The 17,655-nt window shown below is 68.3% G+C and carries 15 protein-coding genes; 4 read left to right on the top strand and 11 right to left on the bottom strand.

Annotated elements, in window-relative coordinates; all coding sequences use genetic code 11:
• Nucleotides 1-198 precede the first annotated feature (198 nt).
• Nucleotides 199-1,260 (top strand): alpha/beta hydrolase, encoded by a 1,062-nt coding sequence (locus tag ABZ803_RS07240; RefSeq protein WP_357033909.1) that lies wholly within the window; start codon nt 199-201, stop codon nt 1,258-1,260.
• Here ABZ803_RS07240 and ABZ803_RS07235 read toward each other — a convergent pair.
• From ABZ803_RS07235 to map, 5 genes are all read right to left on the bottom strand, one after another.
• Entirely contained in the window at nt 1,240-1,803 is a 564-nt protein-coding gene (locus tag ABZ803_RS07235) for an alpha/beta hydrolase (RefSeq protein ID WP_357033907.1), read from the bottom strand. The two genes, ABZ803_RS07240 and ABZ803_RS07235, sit on opposite strands and share 21 nt — an antisense overlap.
• Before the next feature lie 56 nt (nt 1,804-1,859).
• Nucleotides 1,860-2,252: a type II toxin-antitoxin system VapC family toxin gene (locus ABZ803_RS07230; RefSeq protein ID WP_062975416.1), complete on the bottom strand. Its 393-nt coding sequence runs from the start codon at nt 2,250-2,252 to the stop codon at nt 1,860-1,862.
• Nucleotides 2,249-2,482: an AbrB/MazE/SpoVT family DNA-binding domain-containing protein gene (locus ABZ803_RS07225; RefSeq protein WP_245660075.1), complete on the bottom strand. Its 234-nt coding sequence runs from the start codon at nt 2,480-2,482 to the stop codon at nt 2,249-2,251. The genes ABZ803_RS07230 and ABZ803_RS07225 overlap by 4 nt, the downstream gene beginning before the upstream one ends.
• A gap of 142 nt (nt 2,483-2,624) precedes the next feature.
• Nucleotides 2,625-4,163 (bottom strand): cobyric acid synthase, encoded by a 1,539-nt coding sequence (locus tag ABZ803_RS07220; protein ID WP_357033905.1) that lies wholly within the window; start codon nt 4,161-4,163, stop codon nt 2,625-2,627.
• 52 nt (nt 4,164-4,215) lie between these two features.
• On the bottom strand, nt 4,216-5,079 hold the full coding sequence (gene map / locus ABZ803_RS07215; RefSeq protein ID WP_357033903.1) for a type I methionyl aminopeptidase: 864 nt from the start codon (nt 5,077-5,079) through the stop codon (nt 4,216-4,218).
• A gap of 672 nt (nt 5,080-5,751) precedes the next feature.
• Between map and ABZ803_RS07210 the strand changes: the two genes are divergently transcribed.
• Nucleotides 5,752-6,360: a DUF4126 domain-containing protein gene (locus ABZ803_RS07210; RefSeq protein ID WP_357033901.1), complete on the top strand. Its 609-nt coding sequence runs from the start codon at nt 5,752-5,754 to the stop codon at nt 6,358-6,360.
• Between the two features lie 218 nt (nt 6,361-6,578).
• Here ABZ803_RS07210 and ABZ803_RS07205 read toward each other — a convergent pair whose 3' ends face one another.
• The 3 genes from ABZ803_RS07205 to ABZ803_RS07195 form a co-directional block, all read right to left on the bottom strand.
• Nucleotides 6,579-6,938, bottom strand: coding sequence for a DUF4254 domain-containing protein (locus tag ABZ803_RS07205; protein ID WP_357034348.1), 360 nt, complete (start codon nt 6,936-6,938; stop codon nt 6,579-6,581).
• A gap of 544 nt (nt 6,939-7,482) precedes the next feature.
• Complete coding sequence (locus ABZ803_RS07200; RefSeq protein WP_357033899.1) at nt 7,483-7,863, bottom strand: DUF1304 domain-containing protein; 381 nt, start codon at nt 7,861-7,863, stop codon at nt 7,483-7,485.
• A 150-nt stretch (nt 7,864-8,013) separates the two neighbouring features.
• Nucleotides 8,014-8,829 (bottom strand): amidohydrolase family protein, encoded by an 816-nt coding sequence (locus tag ABZ803_RS07195; RefSeq protein WP_357033897.1) that lies wholly within the window; start codon nt 8,827-8,829, stop codon nt 8,014-8,016.
• A 280-nt stretch (nt 8,830-9,109) separates the two neighbouring features.
• Between ABZ803_RS07195 and ABZ803_RS07190 the strand changes: the two genes are divergently transcribed.
• Nucleotides 9,110-12,529 carry a protein kinase gene (locus ABZ803_RS07190; protein ID WP_357033895.1) on the top strand — a complete coding sequence of 1,140 codons (3,420 nt, stop codon included), beginning with the start codon at nt 9,110-9,112 and terminating at the stop codon, nt 12,527-12,529.
• Between the two features lie 122 nt (nt 12,530-12,651).
• Here ABZ803_RS07190 and ABZ803_RS07185 read toward each other — a convergent pair whose 3' ends face one another.
• From ABZ803_RS07185 to ABZ803_RS07175, 3 genes are all read right to left on the bottom strand, one after another.
• A complete protein-coding gene (locus tag ABZ803_RS07185) occupies nt 12,652-13,941 on the bottom strand; it encodes a diguanylate cyclase (protein ID WP_357033893.1) in 1,290 nt (429 codons plus the stop codon).
• 117 nt (nt 13,942-14,058) lie between these two features.
• Nucleotides 14,059-15,171 carry a terpene synthase family protein gene (locus ABZ803_RS07180; RefSeq protein WP_357033891.1) on the bottom strand — a complete coding sequence of 371 codons (1,113 nt, stop codon included), beginning with the start codon at nt 15,169-15,171 and terminating at the stop codon, nt 14,059-14,061.
• 286 nt (nt 15,172-15,457) lie between these two features.
• Entirely contained in the window at nt 15,458-16,129 is a 672-nt protein-coding gene (locus tag ABZ803_RS07175; RefSeq protein ID WP_357034346.1) for an ANTAR domain-containing protein, read from the bottom strand.
• A 568-nt stretch (nt 16,130-16,697) separates the two neighbouring features.
• Here ABZ803_RS07175 and ABZ803_RS07170 point away from each other — a divergent pair.
• Nucleotides 16,698-17,567 (top strand): helix-turn-helix transcriptional regulator, encoded by an 870-nt coding sequence (locus tag ABZ803_RS07170; RefSeq protein ID WP_040868182.1) that lies wholly within the window; start codon nt 16,698-16,700, stop codon nt 17,565-17,567.
• The last annotated feature ends 88 nt before the right edge of the window (nt 17,568-17,655 follow it).

Below are 17,655 nucleotides of genomic sequence, written 5' to 3'. Positions count from 1 at the left end.
GCGTCCGCCGGTCCCGAACGGCATGGCGGGAGTCAGGTTACCCGCCGTTCACCTAAGCCCAATTGTGCACCTCACCACGCCGCCGCCCGGCAACGAGCCTGCGGAATGTGCGGAATGCGACAGAGATCGTCGTCACTTCGGCGGCCGTTGGCCCGCCGTGGTCTGTCGGCGCGTGACACCGTCCAATACATTGGTCGCGTGACGAACGAACAGTCGCTTGCCGAGCCGGTCAGCACTTCTCCGGAGGGTGAAGGCTGGCGCCCCGACGTCCTGGGCCCGCGGTACCAGCAGCGCACGCTGGCCCTCGGCCCCGATCCCGACGGCGAAGGCGAGGTGGTGGCCACGCTGGTGCGCTACGTGCCCTCCGGCGCCGTCGAGCAGACCGCGGGCGCGGTGCTCTACGTCCACGGATTCACCGACTACTTCTTCCAGGAACACCTCGCCGAGCACTTCGCCGCACGCGGATTCCAGTTCTACGCGCTCGACCTGCGCAAGTGCGGCCGCTCGCTGCGCGACGGACACACCCCGCACTATGTGACGGATCTCGCTTTCTACGACCGCGAGCTCGCGGAGTCGCTGCGAATCGTCCGGGCCGAGACCGGCGCCCCCGTGGTTGTCAACGCCCACTCCACCGGCGGCCTGGTCGTGTCGCTGTGGCTGGATCGGCTCAACCGCGCGCAGGGTACGGCCGCCGCGGGCATCACCGGCGTAGTGCTCAACAGCCCGTGGTTCGACCTGCAGGGTCCCGCGTACTACCGGACCGTCGGAACGCCGATCATCAAAGCGGTCGGACGCTTCCGGAGGATGGTCCAGCTGCCCGGCGCAAAGATCAGCACCTATGGCGACAGCCTGCACCGCTCCGCGTCCGGTGAGTGGGATTACAACCTGGACTGGAAACCGCTGCACGGCTTCCCGGTGCGGCTCGGCTGGCTGCGCGCGATCCGCAACGGCCACGCGCGGCTGCACCAGGGCCTCGACATCGGCGTGCCCTCGCTGATCCTGCGCTCCCGGATGACGAAGTTCGCCAAGGAGTACGGCCCCGCCGTGGACGTGGCCGACGCCGTGCTCGACGTCAAGCAGATCCAGCGCTGGTCGGGCTGCCTGGGCGACCGCACGAACATGGTGCCGATCGACGGCGCCAAGCACGACGTGTTCCTCTCCGGCCCCGAACCGCTGGCCCAGGCCTTCCGCGAACTCGACAACTGGCTCGAATGGCTCGCGGACTACCAGGGCGCGAAGTCACCAGAGGCTGGTGCGTAGCACGATCTCGGTGGCCAGCTCGTTGCCTGCTTCGGTGGCCACGTCGGTGACGTCTACCTCGACCACCCGGAACTCGCCGTAGACGAACCGTCCCGACGCGTCGGCCACCGAGCGCGGCAGATTCTTGGTGACCAGCAGCGTGGTCGGCACCTCGACCGGGCCGGTCGACGCGTCCGCCACCACTCCGTCGGGCCCCGGCGTGGCCGGGTGACCGCGATCGGCCACGATCAGGCTCTGGAAGCGGCCGAATCCGCGGGCGCACGCCTGCCATGCCAGCACCGCGCCCGCGCCGCAACCGGCCACGTTCACCCACGGCAGGGCGAGTTCGTCCAGGATCGCGGTCACGGCGGCCGCGTCGAGACCCTCGATCGACTCCACCGCGAAGGTGCGCAGATCCGAGGTGTGCAGACGGGCGCACACCTGATCGAAGACGTCCGCCGAATCACCCGCGTCGGGCAGCAGCAGCACGCTGTGCCGGGATTCCGGCCCGTCGATCCGCACGGTCCACGCCCGGTCACCCACCGTGATCTGCCGAGATTCCATGCCGAATCACGCTACACGGATCAGGGCCTTACGGCGGCGGGTCGGGGGTGGCGGAATCAGGCGAGCAGGCGCATCCCGGCCCGTTCACCCGCGTTGTGATCGAAGGTGACGGTCAGTTCACAGCCGGCCTCCTGGCCGAGCTGCTGGATCAGCGCGTCGGCGAAGTCCGCGCCGTCGGCGGCTCGCCGCAGCGCTTGGCGCACGGTGTCGGCGCGCTCCACCACGATTTCGCTCGAGTCGAGCAGTCCGAGCAGCACATCGGTGACGGCCTCGGGATCCTGTTTGTAGCCACGGCGCAGCACCCAGTGGATCTCGGCGAGCACGATCATCGTGACGTAGCCGGGTTCGGTCTCGCTGAGCCCGTCGATCACCTGGTTGGCCCGGGCGGACTGCTCCGGGTCGTCCTGGGTGAGGTAGCGGATCAGCACATTCGCGTCCAGTCCGATCATCCGCGCTTGCCTTCCACGACGTTGCCCGCGATCGCCTCGTTCATCTCCGCGAGGCCGATGGGCGAGCCGGACCAGCCGAGGATGCCTTTGAGCGCCTTGATCGTGCGCGTCTCGGGCACCAGCTCGTAGGTGCCGTTGGGCGTGGGCACGAACGCGACGCGCACGCCCGCGCGCAACCCCATCGCCACGCGCACATCGATCGGAATCGTGATCTGTCCCTTACTGGTCACCGTCGCCGACACCACATTCGTCCCTCGGCCGCTGGGCCTCTTGTCCGCCGCCATCATCCTCACACCCGACCGTGCCGACCGACCCCAAGCCTTACCTGGAGCCGAATTCCTTACTGCAAGGTAAGGCGCTGGGTGGCCCACGTCAACCGATACGATCGCCCGCGAGCACCGCGTCGGTGGCCAGGATGGGCAACCCGGCGGGCGCGCCCTCGGACAGCAGCCGCTCCAGCGCGGCGATGTCGAGGTGGTCTTCGATCAGATCGGCCAGCAGATCGAGCTGTGCGGCACGCACCGCCGACACCGAGACATCTTCGGCCACAACGAAACCCGTGCGGCGCGCTGCCGTGGCGACCGCGCGGAGCCAGGCGCGGCGCAACTCGTCGGACTCCAGCAGCCCGTGCAGATGGGTGCCCCACACCGCGCCGCGAACGCTGCCCTCCGGCTCGCCGTCGACCGTGAGCCACGCCGGGTCGCCACGGTGCGTGACGCGGCCGTGGTGGATCTCGTAGCCGCGCACGGCGATTCCCGCGGCGCGCCCTTCGCTACGGCGCAATACCTTGGATTCGGCGAACTCGACGGTCAGATCGAGCAATCCCAGCCCGTCGACCTCGCCCGCGCCGGATTCGACACGGTCCAGGATGCGAGTGCCGAGCATCTGGTAGCCGCCACAGACGCCCAGGATCGGCCCGCCGGCGGCGGCGCGTGCCCGCAGGGCGTCGGCGAGGCCGGTACGCCGCAGCCACAGCAGATCCGACACCGTCGCCTTGCTGCCGGGCAGGACCACCAGATCGGCACCGGCCAGCCGGGACGGCTCGGTCACCCAGCGCACCGCCACGCCGGGTTCGCAGGCAAGCGCCTCGACGTCGGTGGAGTTGGAGATGCGCGGCAGCCGGATCGCGGCGACGGTCAGCCAGTCGGCGCCCAGCGGGGGCCGAGGGCGGCCGACCGGCGCGTCGGCGAGGGTGCTCAGCGAGTCCTCCGCATCCATCCAGAGGTCCTCGGCGTACGGCAGCACTCCGAGAGTGGGGCGGCCGGTGAGTTCGGTGAGACGCTCCAGCCCCGGTCGCAGCAGCTCGACCGCGCCGCGGAACTTGTTGACGATGAAACCCGAGATGAGTCGCTGATCCTCGGGCTCGAGGATGGCGACGGTGCCGAACAGGTGGGCGAGCACGCCACCGCGATCGATGTCTCCGACGAGCAGCACGGGTAGTTCCGCGGCGCGCGCGAGCCCCATGTTCGCCAGATCCGTCGCGCGCAGGTTGATCTCGGCGGGCGAACCGGCACCCTCGCAGACGACCACGTCGAATTCGGCGCGCAGCGCGGCGAGATCGGCGGCCACCACGTCGCGCAACTCCCGGCGATGCCGGAAGTAATCTTCCGCGCCCACGGTGCCGATCGCCCTCCCCCGCACCACCAGCTGGGAACGACGGTCACTGCCCGGCTTGAGCAGGACCGGATTGAACCGCACGCTGGGCTCCAGCCCGCACGCCTCCGCCTGCAACGCCTGCGCCCGCCCGATCTCCCCGCCGTCGAGCGTGACCACGGAGTTGTTGGACATGTTCTGCGCCTTGAACGGGGCGACGCGCACGCCGCGCCGTGCCAGCAGCCGGCAGATCCCGGCCACGACGACGCTCTTCCCCGCATCCGAGGTCGTGCCCGCGACGAGCAGCGCGCCCTTCATCGCCGTCCGGTCATCCGGTGGGCGGCCACCCGGGCGGCCGGATCGCGGCCGGTCACGGGAGGGTCAGGATCTCGGTCCCCGACTCGGTGACCACCAGGGTGTGCTCGAACTGCGCGGTCCACTTGCGGTCCTTGGTGACCACGGTCCAGCCGTCGTCCCAGATCTCGTAGTCGATGCCGCCGAGGTTGATCATCGGCTCGATGGTGAACGTCATGCCCGGTTCGATGACGGTCTCCACCGCGGGCTGGTCGTAGTGCAGCACGACCAGCCCACTGTGGAACGTCGGGCCGACACCGTGGCCGGTGAAGTCGCGCACCACGCCGTAGCCGAACCGGTTGGCGTAGGACTCGATGACGCGGCCGATCACGTTCAGCGCCCGGCCGGGCCGCACGGCTTTGATCGCCCGCATGGTGGCCTCCTCGGTCCGCTCGACCAGCAGGCGCACCTCCTCGTCGACCTCACCGGCGAGGAAGGTCTTGTTGGTGTCGCCGTGCACGCCGTTGATGTAGGCGGTGACGTCGATGTTGACGATGTCGCCGTCCTCGATCACGGTGGAGTCGGGGATGCCGTGGCAGATCACCTCGTTCAGCGAGGTGCAACACGACTTCGGGAAACCCTTGTATCCCAGGGTCGACGGGTAGGCGCCGTGATCGCACATGTACTCGTGCGCGATGCGGTCCAACTCGTCGGTGGTGACACCGGGCGCGACCGCCTTGCCCGCCTCTTCCAGCGCCTGCGCGGCGATCTTGCCCGCGATGCGCATCTTCTCGATCGTCTCCGCGGTCTGCACCCAGGGCTCGCGTCCCTCGTCGGCGGTCTTCTTCCACGCGTACTCCGGGCGCTCGATGGCGCGCGGGACTTCACGGGTGGGCGACAACGTACCGGGGACGAGGGGCTTGCGAGTGCGGACAGACATAGCGAACAGCGTAATCAACCGGCCGCGCCGCTGCCGAGGGCCAGCGGGAACAGGCTCGGACCCCGGTCCGGTTCCGGTCCGGTGCGCGCGGCCTCGAATCGCCCCACCATCGGCGGCGGTCGCCGTCCGCCCGCCGTGACACCGATCGACCATTTTCGTCGCACGCACCCTTCGGGGATTGCCCGCGCGATCAGTGACCATATCTACGCCGATAAAGCCCCTGTGTGCCGCACTCGTCCCAAGCTTCGCGTCCGCGGCCGTTTATGTCGGTCGACAAGGCCGGTCGCGAAAAGCGGCCGCTATCGGTACAGGTGACACTGAAAAATCGTACAGAGGCATACCGTGGATTTCCCCGCAGCGCTTTCGCTCTCACAGCGCAGGCGGAGTTGTCGGCCGGATTCCCACGCGTGGACAACTTCGAGGGATCCGCTCCGGCACGGGAGATTTCAGCCAGCGGATAACCCGAGTTCATGGCCGCTATTTCGGTCCCCACCGTGTCCGAACTCGGCCGAAGAATGCTTGATAAGCACTATCTTCCCTGCATCGGAAAGTACACGACATCGGCCGCGGCCCAGCCCGGGTTCTCGGATCGCAGCCCTCGCTCGGCCCCGCATCCGTGCCGACTCATCACGCCTCCGGCACCGAACGCCCGCTCGCCATACCATGGCCGAGGTGTCCGTACTACCTCTGATCTTCACCGCAGGCTGGGCCAGTGGTGTGAACGCCTACGCGGTGGTCCTGTTGCTCGGGCTCTTCGGCCGGTTCGGATTCACCGATTCCGTGCCGGAAGCGTTGCAGCGCACCGATGTCCTGATCGCGGCGGCGTTGTTGTTCCTGATCGAGGCCGTGGCGGACAAGATCCCCTATCTCGACTCGTTCTGGGACGCGGTGCACACGGTGGTGCGGCCGATCGCGGGGGCCGTGGTCGCCGCGCTGCTGGCCGGACAGGACGGATCGCTGCCGGAACTCGCCGCGGGTGCGGTCGGCGGCACCGCCGCGCTGATGAGCCACCTGGTGAAAGCCGGAACGCGGATGGCCGTCAACACCTCCCCGGAGCCCGCCAGCAACATCGTGGTCAGCACCGCCGAGGACGTCACCGTCGCCGGAGTCGTCTCCCTCGCTGTTTTCCACCCTGTGGCCGCGGCGGTGATCGCGGCGATTCTGCTCGTCCTCGGTCTGGCGCTGGTGTATTTCTGCGCGAGCCGAATACGTCGTTATCTCCGACGGCGGCGCGCCCGCCGCGCAGCGCGCGCGGGCGACCGCGTACAAGTCACGGAATAATTGCCACGCAGCGGAATAGGTGGCGGGCGTGCCGCGCCAGTCGACCACGCGGCACGCCGGGCGGGGCGCCCCATTGCGCCCGCCGTCACTGTGCCGGCGACAAAATCGCCCGGCCGAAGCCACTGGTCGGATGACTCGGAACCGGGACGTCGCCATTCGGACGAGTGACGCTGCGGGGCAGTGTCACTACCGCGGACGAGACCACCGTCGCGACGAAATCATTGTTCGGGCAAACGGCGGCGGCCACCGGCCACGTCGGTTACCAGATCAGTGTACCCGTCCACCAGTTCGGCCAGTTGATACCAATGTTTATGGGTATTGTCGCTGCGCCCGCCCTCGGTGTGAATGACCCGATTCGCGTTCACCCAGCTACGCGCCATCCGGTCCACCACGGCGCCGAGGCTTTCGGTGTGCAGCGAGGCCCCGTTGCGATGCTGCGGGATCTCCTGCGCGACCCAGTCGTTGATCTCGTCGACGAGTTCGCGTCGCCGACAGTCGATTTCGGCGAGCAGCGCGCCGTCCACCACCTGCACCCGGTGCTGATGCAGCTCGGCGAGTGCGTGCGCGGACCGCAGCAGTTCCCTGTCCTGGAAACGTCGCCCCTGGAAAGCACACAGCAATTGTGGTGCGGTCGGTAAGACGCCCACCGTCGGCGCGCTCATCGGCGCCCCCCGAGTTCACCCGACACCAACGCTCTTTGTACCAACATAATTGGCTCTCGATTCCGTTATCCCGGCCATCGGATCGGTTGTCACAACTAGGCTAGCTGGATCATGCACGTACAGATGCAAGAACGCAAGATTGCGTCCGCATTCTGCGGTCAAGGGCTCCTGACGGCGCGTGAACGCCCAGAGCAGACCGGCCGCAACCCTTTTCGGCTTCCTGGGTCGAGTCCACTCCACACCCGTCGGCGAGGGTGCGCACCGCCACTCGTTCCCGACTCGTGGTCACCTTCGCGGGCTGCTCACCCGCCCGCGAGTACGAAATTCGGCCGCCTCCGCGAACCTTCGGTCGGCACCGGTGGGCCGATCGTGCCCGCCGGCCCCGGCGGGGCGATGAGAATCCTTCGCGCGATCACCCGATACCGATGCGACGCACCGACCCTCGGCTCGTGAGCCGCGTTCAGAGCTGGGTCGCCGCGGCCAGCAACGTCAACACCGGTAGCGTGCCCTGCACCACCGCACCTCTGGCGAACCGGCGGTCGTGCGCCACCAGCACCACCGCGGCGGCCAGCATCGACCCGCAGCCGCTGAGCACCAGCGCCCATCCCGCTTCCGGCTCCGACCGCAGGATCGCCACGCCCACCAGTGTCGTCACCGCGAGAAACAGGTTGTAGAAGCCCTGATTGAACGCCCATGGCCGCGCCGAGGGCAGCTCGGCCTCGGAAACCCGGAAGACCCCCTGGTGAACCTTCGGGTCGCCGAACCGTACCGACTCCGTGACGAAGATGCCGACATGGAGCACAGCGGCCGCGACGGCGAACACCTGCACCACCCAGAGCATTCGACCTCCTCACGATGCGCGCCGACCGGTGACGCCGACGATGGATCCCCCGGAGATCCGCGCGAGGGCCCGGTCGACTCCGGCGTGCCGAGGCATCTTATGGCCCGAGCAGCGCGCGGCACCTACCCGACACGCCGCCATACGATTCGGTCAACCGGCCAGTCCGAAAACACGCCGCGCATTGCCGTCGAGGTACAGCGAGCGCGTCTCGTCGTCCAGGCCGAGGGCGGCGAGGCCGTCGAGCGCGTGCTGCGGGAAGATCATCGGATAGTTCGTACCGAACAGCACCTTGCGGCGGCCGCTACGGGACTTCAGATAGGAGACCAGTTCGGCCGGAAGGCGTTTCGTGGTGTACGCCGAGGTGTCGATGACGACGTTCTCGTGCTTGCGCGCGACGGCGATCATCTCCTCGGTCCACGGGTAACCGATGTGCCCGCAGACGATGGTCAGCTCCGGGAAGTCGAGCGCCACCTGATCGATGTACGGGATGGGGCGCCCGGTCTCCGACGGCCGCAGCGGACCGGTGTGCCCCACCTGGGTACAGAACGGGACACCCAACTCCACGCAGGCCGCGAACAACGGGTAGAAGCGCCGATCGGTCGGCGGTAGTTCCCATAGCCACGGCAGCACCCGCAGGCCCTTGAACCCCTGCTCCACCCGGCGGCGCAGCTCCCGGACCGCCTCCATCGGCCTGCGCAGATCCACCGACGCGATCGCGAGCAGGCGCTCCGGCGCCTCGGCAACCCACGCCGCGACCTCGTCGTTGGAGATGAGGATGCCTTCCGGCGCGTGCCACGCCGAGATGAGGGCTCGGTCGACGCCCGCGGCGTCCATCGCGTCGAGAGTGACCTCGAGCGGGATCTCGTCGGTCGGTATCACGGCTCCGGTCCACCGCCGTAGCGAGGCGAACATGTCGTGGGCGAGGAATCGCCGGGTCGGATGTTGCGCCCAGACGTCGATGGTCATGCGCGGATTCTGACACACGTCCTAGCTGCTCGACAGTCCTGCGCCGACGTCCGCTATGGGAGGTTTTCCGGGGTGACACCGGCCGCCGGACAGCGACTTCCGCGTCTCGAAGGCATGTTGCCCTGCCGAAACGCAGGACCTCGTGCCCACCGGCGCCCACTTCCGCAGCATCCCCTCCACCTGATCTTCTATATCGGACGTAATAATCGGGGACGGGGTTCGCTGGGCATAAACTGGGTATCTACCGCAGGACTACAGCCATCCGACGCAGAGCAGGACCATGGCCGGTTCGGACCCGTTCGCCACACAGCACGATCGGCCTCCAGGTATCGAGCGGGAACTGGAGGGCGCGGGCCTCGACGACCCCGAAGTGATCGGCAAGGGCGGGTTCGGCGTCGTCTACCGCTGCAGGCAGCGGGCGTTGAATCGCAGCGTCGCGGTCAAGGTCCTCACCGCACGGCCGGAGCTGGAACCGGAGAACGTCGAACGATTCCTCCGCGAGCAGCAGGCGATGGGCGCGCTGTCCGGTCACCCGAATATCGTGCCGATCCTGCAAGTGGGGACCACTCGCAGCGGGCGGCCCTACCTCGTGATGCCGTATCACTCGCGCGGTTCGCTGGAGGACCGTATCCGCCGGGAAGGTTTTCTACCCGTGCCCGAGGCGATCGGGATCACGGTGAAATTGGCCGGCGCTCTGGAGACCGCGCACCGTGCCGGAATCCTGCACCGCGACATCAAGCCGGGGAATGTCCTGCTGACCGATTACAGCGAGCCGCAACTCACCGATTTCGGGATCGCCCGGGTGGAAGGCGGATTCGAGACCACCACGGGAGTGGTGACCGGCTCCCCCGCGTTCACCGCGCCGGAGGTGCTGCGTTCCGGCGTTCCCTCGGTCGCCTCGGACATCTACGGGCTCGGCGCGACGCTGTTCGCCATGATCACCGGTCACGCGGCGTACGAGCGCCGCTCCGGCGAGCAGATCGTCGCCCAGTTCCTGCGCATCGCCGCCGAACCGCTGCCGAATCTGCGGCTCGACGGCATCCCCGACGAGGTGGCCACCGCCATCGAGGTCAGCATGGCGCACAACCCCGCCGACCGTCCGGCCTCGGCCGCAGCGTTCGGCGAGATCTTGCGCGACATCCAGCGCGGCAACGACATGACGGTCGAGCACATGACCCTGCCCGCAGGCGATCGGCTCGCGCCCGAAGACCTCAGCACGCGTCCGTTGACCGCTACCGCGCGGTTCTCCACTCCGCCCCCCAAGACACCGCCGACACCCGAGACCAAGTTCCGCCCTGCGATGTCCACCCGGCCGCTGGTCCAGCGCGAGCGGCTGATCGACGCGTTGCAGACCGAGCCGCGGCCGCGCTTGGCCGTCATCCATGCCCCGGCCGGGTTCGGTAAGAGCACCCTGGCCGCCCAGTGGGCCAAGCGTCTCGCCGAGACCGAGAAGGTGGTGGTGGCCTGGTTGAACGTCGACCGTGACGACAACAACGTCGTCTGGTTGCTGACGCATCTGATCGAGGCGTTCAACCGCGTGAGCCCGGCGCTGGCGCCCGACCTGGCGCCGGTCTTGGAGGAGGGCGACGCGGCCGCCGCGCGCTACGTGCTCACCACGCTGGTCGACGCCATCGACAAACGCGACGAGCGGTTCGCCCTGGTGATCGACGACTGGGATCGGATCACCGATCCGGCCGCCGTCGACGCCCTGCACTACCTGATCGAGGAGGGCCCGCAGCATCTGCAGATCATCCTGACCAGCCGATCGCTCCAGGGCCTGCCGCTCGGCACCATGCGCGTGCGCCACCAGCTGGTCGAGATCGACGCGGCCGCATTGCGTTTCGACGCCGAGGAGGCACGGACGTTCCTCGCCGAGCAGACCGGGCTCACCCTGGCGGACACCGAGAGCGCCGAGCTGCGCGACTACACCGAGGGCTGGGCGGCGGCATTGCAGCTGGCGTCGCTGTCGCTGCGCGAGCACCCCGACCCGGCTTCGCTGATCTCCCACCTGTCCGGGCGCGACCATGCCATCGCCGAATACTTGGCCGAGAACGTGCTGGACACCGTCGAACCCGAGCTACTCGACGTGCTGCTCAAAACCTCACTGCCGGAACGGGTCTCGGGCAGCCTGGCCACCGCCCTGACCGGGCGGCCGCACGGGCAGGACCTGCTGGAGAACCTCGAACGCCGCAATCTGTTCCTGCGCCGCGTCGACGAGAGCGGCGACTGGTTCCGCTACCACCATCTGTTCGCGCAGTTCCTGCGCAGGCGACTCGAACGAGACCATCCCGAGCAGGTCGCCGGACTCCACCGCGCGGCGGCCGCCTGGTTCGGTGGCCACGGGCTGCTCAGCGAGGCCATCGACCACGCGCTGGCCGGCGACGACGGGGAGATGGCCGTCGACATCCTCGAGGCGAAATCCCGCGAGCTGGTGGAAGACGCGCAACTCGCGACGTTTCTCGGACTGGTCGCCAAGCTTCCGCCCGCGGCCGCCGCCGCGCGTCCTCGGCTGCAGATCGCGATCGCCTGGGCCCACGCGGTGCTGCGCAGGCCCACCGAATCGCACGCCGCGTTACGGCTGGTACGGGCCGGGCTGGAGAAGGCTCCGGACCCCGACCCCGATCTGGCACTCGAAGCCGACCTCATCGAGTGTGTGGAACGCGCGTTCTCCGACCATCCGGAAGGTGTGGACGCCGTGGTGAGCAAATGCCTGGGCCGGGCCGACACGCTGGGGCCGTGGGTGCTGTGCGAAGCCGCGAACCTGGCCGCGTACACGGCGTTCAGCCGGTTCGACTTCGATCGGGCCCGGGAATGGCACGACTGGGCCACACCGTTCTACCGGCAGACCCGCAGCACGTTCATCTTGATGTACAGCCACAGCCTGGTCGGCGTCGCGGCACGCGAACAGCTCGATATGGGTGAGGCGGAGCGCAGCTTCCAGACCGCGCTCGACATCGCCAAGTCATCGGGCCCGCGGTCCTACGCCGCTCGCCTGGCAGGCGCCATGCTCGGCGAGCTGCTCTACGAACGCGACCAACTCGCCGCCGCCGAGCGCCTGCTGGACGAAGCGGGACGGCTCGGCACCGAGGGCGGGCCGGTCGACTTCCTGATGGCCAACTACGCCACCGGCGCGCGGATCAAAGCCCTGCGCGGTGACCTGGCGGCCGCCGCGCGCCGACTGGACGAAGGCGCCGAAGTGGCGCGCGCGCTCAAGCTGCCGCGGCTGGCCACCCGCATCGCCAACGAGCAGGTCCGGCTCGGCCTGACGGCCACCTACGTCACCGAGCCACCGGCCGGGGAAAGCGGTATCGCGACGATGACCGCGGAAATGCGCGAGGATTCCGCGATCCGGATGCTGCTGCGTTCCGGAGCCGCCAAGAGAGTCGCCGCCGCGTCCGCGCGCGCCCGGCAGTTGCGGGATTCCATCGACGCCGATCGACGCCCCCGGGCCGCCGCCCAGGCGTCACTATTGCTCGCCTCCTGCCTCGCGGCGGCGGGAAAGACCGAATCGGCGAAGGACGAGTTGGTCCCGGTAGTGATCCGGTACGCCGACGCCGGGCTCATCCGTCCGTTGCTCGACGAGGGGCCCTGGATCATGTCGCTGTTGCACAGCTTGGACTATGACCTGCGCGAAGGGCATTGGGACGGCGAGCGGCCGATGGTCCCGCCGAGGTTCCTGCACAGGCTGCTGGCGCGCTGAACGCCCGCGCGGACGGCTGCCGGAGTCCACGGCCGTCACTCCGGCTCCGGGCGTCGGCCACGCGACATCACCGACCGGAATCGCCCAGCGCGAGGATCACGCCGGCGGATCGTTCGCGCGGCTCACAACACCGGTTGCGGCCCGCGTGAGGTATCGGTGTCCAGGATGTGCAATACCCAGCGCCCCTTACCGTCGGCCTTCGCCCGGTAGAGGCCGGTGTCGGCGGCGTCGAGCAGCGATTCGGCATCCGCGCCCGCGACCGCGGTGACGACCGCGCCGATGCTGATCGACATGCGTAGTCGCCGGTCGCCCGCCGTGATGGGATCGACAAGCGCCTCGAGCAGCCTGTTCGCCACGGTGGCCACTCGGTGATCGCTGGCCGGTGGCGGGATCAGCGCGACGAACTCGTCACCGCCGATGCGGGCGACCAGGCACCCCGATTCACGCACACTGTCCTGCAGGCGCCCGGCGACTGCGGTCAAGATCTGGTCACCGGTGCCGTGGCCGTAGCGATCGTTGATGTGTTTGAAGCGGTCGATGTCGACGAAACACAATCCCGCGCGATCCCCGTTGCGGGCGTCGGCGATCATCGCGTCGATCCGTTCGATGAGATGACGCCGGTTCGGCAGCCCGGTCAGCGGGTCGTGCCGGGCCTGCCGGTGCAACTCCTCGCGCATCCGGTGCTGCTCGGTGACGTCCTCGCCGACCGCGAGCAGGTAATCGCTCTGCCCGTCGACGCCCTTGACGAAGGTGATGGCGAACGACGCCCACCCGTAGCTGTCGTCGGCGCGGCGGATCCGCTGTTCCAGTCGCACCGTGCCTTGCCCGGCCGGGACCAGCTTCTCGTACACCAGCGTGCGGATGCCTTCGCGGTCGCTGGGGTGCGCGAAGTCGTAGACGGACACCCCGCGCAGGGCTTCCGCCGGCACCCCGATCATCTCCGCCAAGCCGCGGTTGACGTCCAGCAAGGTGCCGTCGGTGTCGCCGATGGCGATCGCGATCGCGGCGTTGTCGAACACCACGCGGAACCGCGCGTCGTCGGATCGGCGGGCCTCGCGGACCGCTTCCTCGTGCGCCTGCGCCTGAGCTTCGTATCCCTGCCCGACCGCCGCGAGCAGCGCCGCGAGCCGCCGTCCGGTCTCCGGAGCCGCCCGGTGTTCGGCCAGCTCGTACAGGACCTGGGCGGACGTACTGGGCACGGCCGGGCCGAGCAGCCCCGCGGAGACCAGCGCCGAGCCCACGCGGAGACCGACGCCCGCGTCGAAGGGTTCGGCCTCCAGGCCGGCAGCCAACTCCTCGACCATCCCGAGCAGCACGACCTCGGGGTCCGGTACCGACGCGGACCCACCGGCGACGGCCTGCAGGGCGCGCCACCACAAGTTCGCCATCCTGGCGAGTTCGATCTGTTCCACCGCAACCCCCTCACCATTCAGGCCGGAGATAGCCCCCGACGCATCGTATCCACAGATGTTCGAGACCGTCGAGTACTGCCGCCTGGAAGCATTCCCAGCAATGGCGAGATAGCGGGATTATTGCAACCCGTTCTCCCTGAAGATCGACGCGCCTTTATACCGCAGGGTCGTGATCTGCCAGACCCAGGTCGCCTGGACGCACGCGGCCAGATCGGCGAGATGCGTCGAGACCGTCGCCGCCAGGGCGGCATCCTGCGCGGCCAGGTGGTCGCACCGTTCGGCGGCCACCGCGCCCAGCTCACGGAACTCGGCGAGCCGTGCGCGCACGATCTCGGTGGCGCCCTGCACGGCGTCCTCCAGTGACCATCCGGGATGGTTCAGCAGGACCGCCGGGATCAAATTGAAATCCGCCAGATCGACGATGCACTCCTTCTCGAACGAGAACACGTCATTCATCAGCGCGCCGATCTCGACGGTCAATATCCGCAACCGGTGCAGATCCTCGGCCAGCCCGGCGTGCCGGATGCGCTCCCACGGCAGGTAGTCGTCCCGGCCGAACTCGCACAGCGCGATGGCCGGATACATGCCGGATACCTGTGCGCGCAGATCGATGTACTCCGCGACGCCGAGCAACCCGCCGCGAGCCCGGGCGTTCTGGTCCTGGATCGCGGGCCGCAGGTGCTCGATGGTGGATTCGACGAACCGGTCGAGCCAGGCCGGGTCAGCGAGGGCGGACAGCATCGCGAGGAACGCCGACGTCGAGGTCTCCAGAGCGGTGGCGTCCTCGGGGACCGACCGGGTGCGCAGGAGCACGCACAGCCGCTCGATCGCCACCCGCGCCTCGCGCTGTTCGTCGTCGCGGAGGTGCCCGAACTTCTCCCGGCCGACGGTGTCGTTGAGCCAGAACAGAATCGCGTTGTAGAGACCGATGATCGTCATCCGCTCGGCGCTGACGGCGCCGGGGTGCAGGTAGGGCGTCATGCTGTTGTAGTGCGGTCCCGCGCGCTCGAGCCAGATGCCGTGCTCCCGGCAGAAACGTTCCACCTCCGCGCACGCTTGCTCGCCGAACCGGTTGGGCCGGAAGTCGCGGCAGTAATCGACGATGTCCCAGTCGGGTGTGCCGAACATCGCGCGCAACGACCACTGCCGCCCGGTCCGCAGCAACACCTGGTGTTGCCCGCGCATGTCGAGGATTTCCCGCTCGAGTGCCGATGTGTACTCACTGACCACAACGGACTCCCTCCCACTATGGTTACTTCTAATGAATTGTCTCCGACTTATCGGGAGTGGGATCGGTCGAAGGGCGAAGATCACGCAACGCTCTCGCCCCGGATAGCGTTGGGACGCCGGGCATTCGACGGCGACGCCGCGGCAAACGGCGGGTTCGGCCCGCGGCGGGAGGGTCGCGGTGGCGCATGCAGGCAAGTGACCGGTTCCGGACGCGCGGCAGCGATCGGAGTCCCCCGGCGCGCGACCTACGCTCGATCTATCGGCCGGCAGTCACCGAACCGGGCGCTCACTTCGACGCGAGCAAGTCGTGCATGGTCAGCAACAGATGGTCGAAGCAGGCTCGTTGCGAGGCCGGGCCGCCGCCCAGCGCGGGGACCTCGCCGACCAGTTGGCGCGCCAGCGTTCGCAGCTTGATGTTGGTTTCCTGGGAGCGCCACTGCAATACCCGGAACGCCTGTTCGGCGTTGATGCCGTACACCACCATGAGCACGCCCTTGGCCTGCTCGATCACCGCCCGTGATTCGACCAGTTCGGGCAGGGTGTCGTCGAGGATCTCCTGCCGGTTCTCCTCGAGGGTGCCGGACACGTCGATGAAGTAGCCCGCGGTGCCCACCACCAGCCCCCGGTCGTCGAGCAGGCGATCGGCGACGACGATGACGTGGTGGGTTCGCCCTGCGGTGTCGATGACGCGGTGGCGGCCACAGAACGGCTCACCGGTTCGCACCGCGGTGGCGATGGACTGGGCGACCAGGGCGCGGTCGTCGGGGTGCTTGTGCGCCAGCAGCAACTCCGTACCGGGTTGCGCTTCCCCCGCGGCGTAGCCGTATATCGCGGCCGCTTCGTCCGACCATTCCCATCGCTGATCCTCGAACCAGAAGCGGAAGCTGCCCACGCTCTGCGGCGTGCCCGCGATGACGCTCGCTATCGCGGAGGCGCTTCTCAGCGCGAGGTCATCCATCCTCGTCACGCGGCCATTATCCATCGGCGCCCGCGGCCCACGGTCCGGAACACGAGATGAAATCAAATTGTGGCTAACTCTCAGCATTCTCCAGAAAGATCTATCTACCTGCATGGAAGAACCCGTTTGATTAGCTATGAAAGCAATAGCAATTAAGCTGCAATAGCGGGTTCGTGACGCCCGTGAGCCGGAATCCACGCGGAAGCGCCGCCTTGCCTGCAAGGCAGCGCACCAGCCCACTCCACCCTCCGGCGGACGAAGCAGACGCCGGGGGCGGCATCCGGCGGTCGCTTTCCGGCCGCACGGCCTTCTCGCCGCCCGCATGCCGGCGCGGAGCGGGTCCGCGAGTATCCGCACACCGGCTCAACCGAGTAGCCGGTTCGGTTCACCCCTCGATCTCGGCCGCCGAACGCAGCGCCCGCGAAAACACTGACCATAACGTGGATCACTGGAGGTAGTCTCTGTTGCTGTGCCCACACTCGGCACAGATCCGCTGCACATAGGCCGCATTCGAGGGCGAACGTCATAACACGTTCCAGCAAGTGCGCAGACCGAAGGGGTTGTACTGATGGCAGGCAAGCGCACCGTACTGACCGTCCGGTTGCGGCGGCTGGCCGCGATGCTGCACGAGATGCGCGAGAATGCCCAGCTCAGCAAGGAAGAGGTCAGCGCGAAGACCGGCATCAACGTCACCACGCTGTACCGGATCGAGACCGCCCAGGCCCGTCCGCAGCGACGCACCCTCATGGCGATGCTCGACCTCTACCGCATCGCGGACGAGCAGCGCGAGGATGCACTGGAGCTCCTGTCCGACGCGCTGAAGCCCGGCATGTCGCGCGCCTACGAGGGCAGCGTGTCGGAGGTCTACGCCGCCTACATCAACTTCGAGTCCGAGGCGTTGTCGGCCCGGCACTACCAAACCTCCATCATCCCAGGGCTTTTGCAGACCTATGAGTACGCGACGGCGGTGATCGACACCTCGATGCCGAAGCTGGAGGCGGCGGTCATGGAGAGCAGGGCGAAGGCCAGGATGGACCGCGCCGTCAACCTGACCAAGGAGAACCCGCTCGAGCTGTGGGTGGTCATGGACGAGGCCGCGATCCGTCGTACCGTCGGCGGACCCGCCGTGATGCGCGGTCAGCTCGACCGGCTCATGCAAGAGATCAAGCGCAAGAACGTGATCCTGCAGATCCTGCCGTTCGACGCGGGCGCGCACCCCGGCATGGCGGGCTCCTTCACCCTGCTGGATTTCCCCGATCCCGCCGATCCCGAACTGGTCTACGTGGAGGGCATCGCGGGCGACGAGCTGATCGAGGGCCACACCGAAATCCGCCGTTTCGGCGTCATTTTCGATCAGCTGCGGGCTATGGCGCTGAGCCCGCGCGACTCCGCGGCCATGATCGTGGAGGCCGCGCGCCGGATGGACCGGATGGAGTAGGCGTCCGCTCCCCGCGAAACACGGCGGCGGACGGCCCGGTGACCGACTATTCCGCGGCCGAATGGGTACCCTCGCCCTTACTGCCGAG

It is taken from the genome of Nocardia sp. NPDC047648 (assembly GCF_040642815.1).
GTDB lineage: Bacteria > Actinomycetota > Actinomycetes > Mycobacteriales > Mycobacteriaceae > Nocardia > Nocardia gamkensis.
This window is presented reverse-complemented; position numbering and strand designations above follow the sequence as displayed.

Excerpts from the sequence above, each read along its gene's own strand:
- ABZ803_RS07230 (WP_062975416.1), bottom strand. The coding sequence starts at position 2,252 with ATGATCGGACTGGACGCGAATGTGCTGATCCGCTACCTCACCCAGGAC.
- ABZ803_RS07200 (WP_357033899.1), bottom strand. The coding sequence starts at position 7,863 with ATGCTCTGGGTGGTGCAGGTGTTCGCCGTCGCGGCCGCTGTGCTCCAT.
- ABZ803_RS07195 (WP_357033897.1), bottom strand. The coding sequence starts at position 8,829 with ATGACCATCGACGTCTGGGCGCAACATCCGACCCGGCGATTCCTCGCC.
- map (WP_357033903.1), bottom strand. The coding sequence starts at position 5,079 with ATGTCTGTCCGCACTCGCAAGCCCCTCGTCCCCGGTACGTTGTCGCCC.
- ABZ803_RS07220 (WP_357033905.1), bottom strand. The coding sequence starts at position 4,163 with ATGAAGGGCGCGCTGCTCGTCGCGGGCACGACCTCGGATGCGGGGAAG.
- ABZ803_RS07190 (WP_357033895.1), top strand. The coding sequence starts at position 9,110 with ATGGCCGGTTCGGACCCGTTCGCCACACAGCACGATCGGCCTCCAGGT.
- ABZ803_RS07175 (WP_357034346.1), bottom strand. The coding sequence starts at position 16,129 with ATGGATGACCTCGCGCTGAGAAGCGCCTCCGCGATAGCGAGCGTCATC.
- ABZ803_RS07235 (WP_357033907.1), bottom strand. The coding sequence starts at position 1,803 with ATGGAATCTCGGCAGATCACGGTGGGTGACCGGGCGTGGACCGTGCGG.
- ABZ803_RS07170 (WP_040868182.1), top strand. The coding sequence starts at position 16,698 with ATGGCAGGCAAGCGCACCGTACTGACCGTCCGGTTGCGGCGGCTGGCC.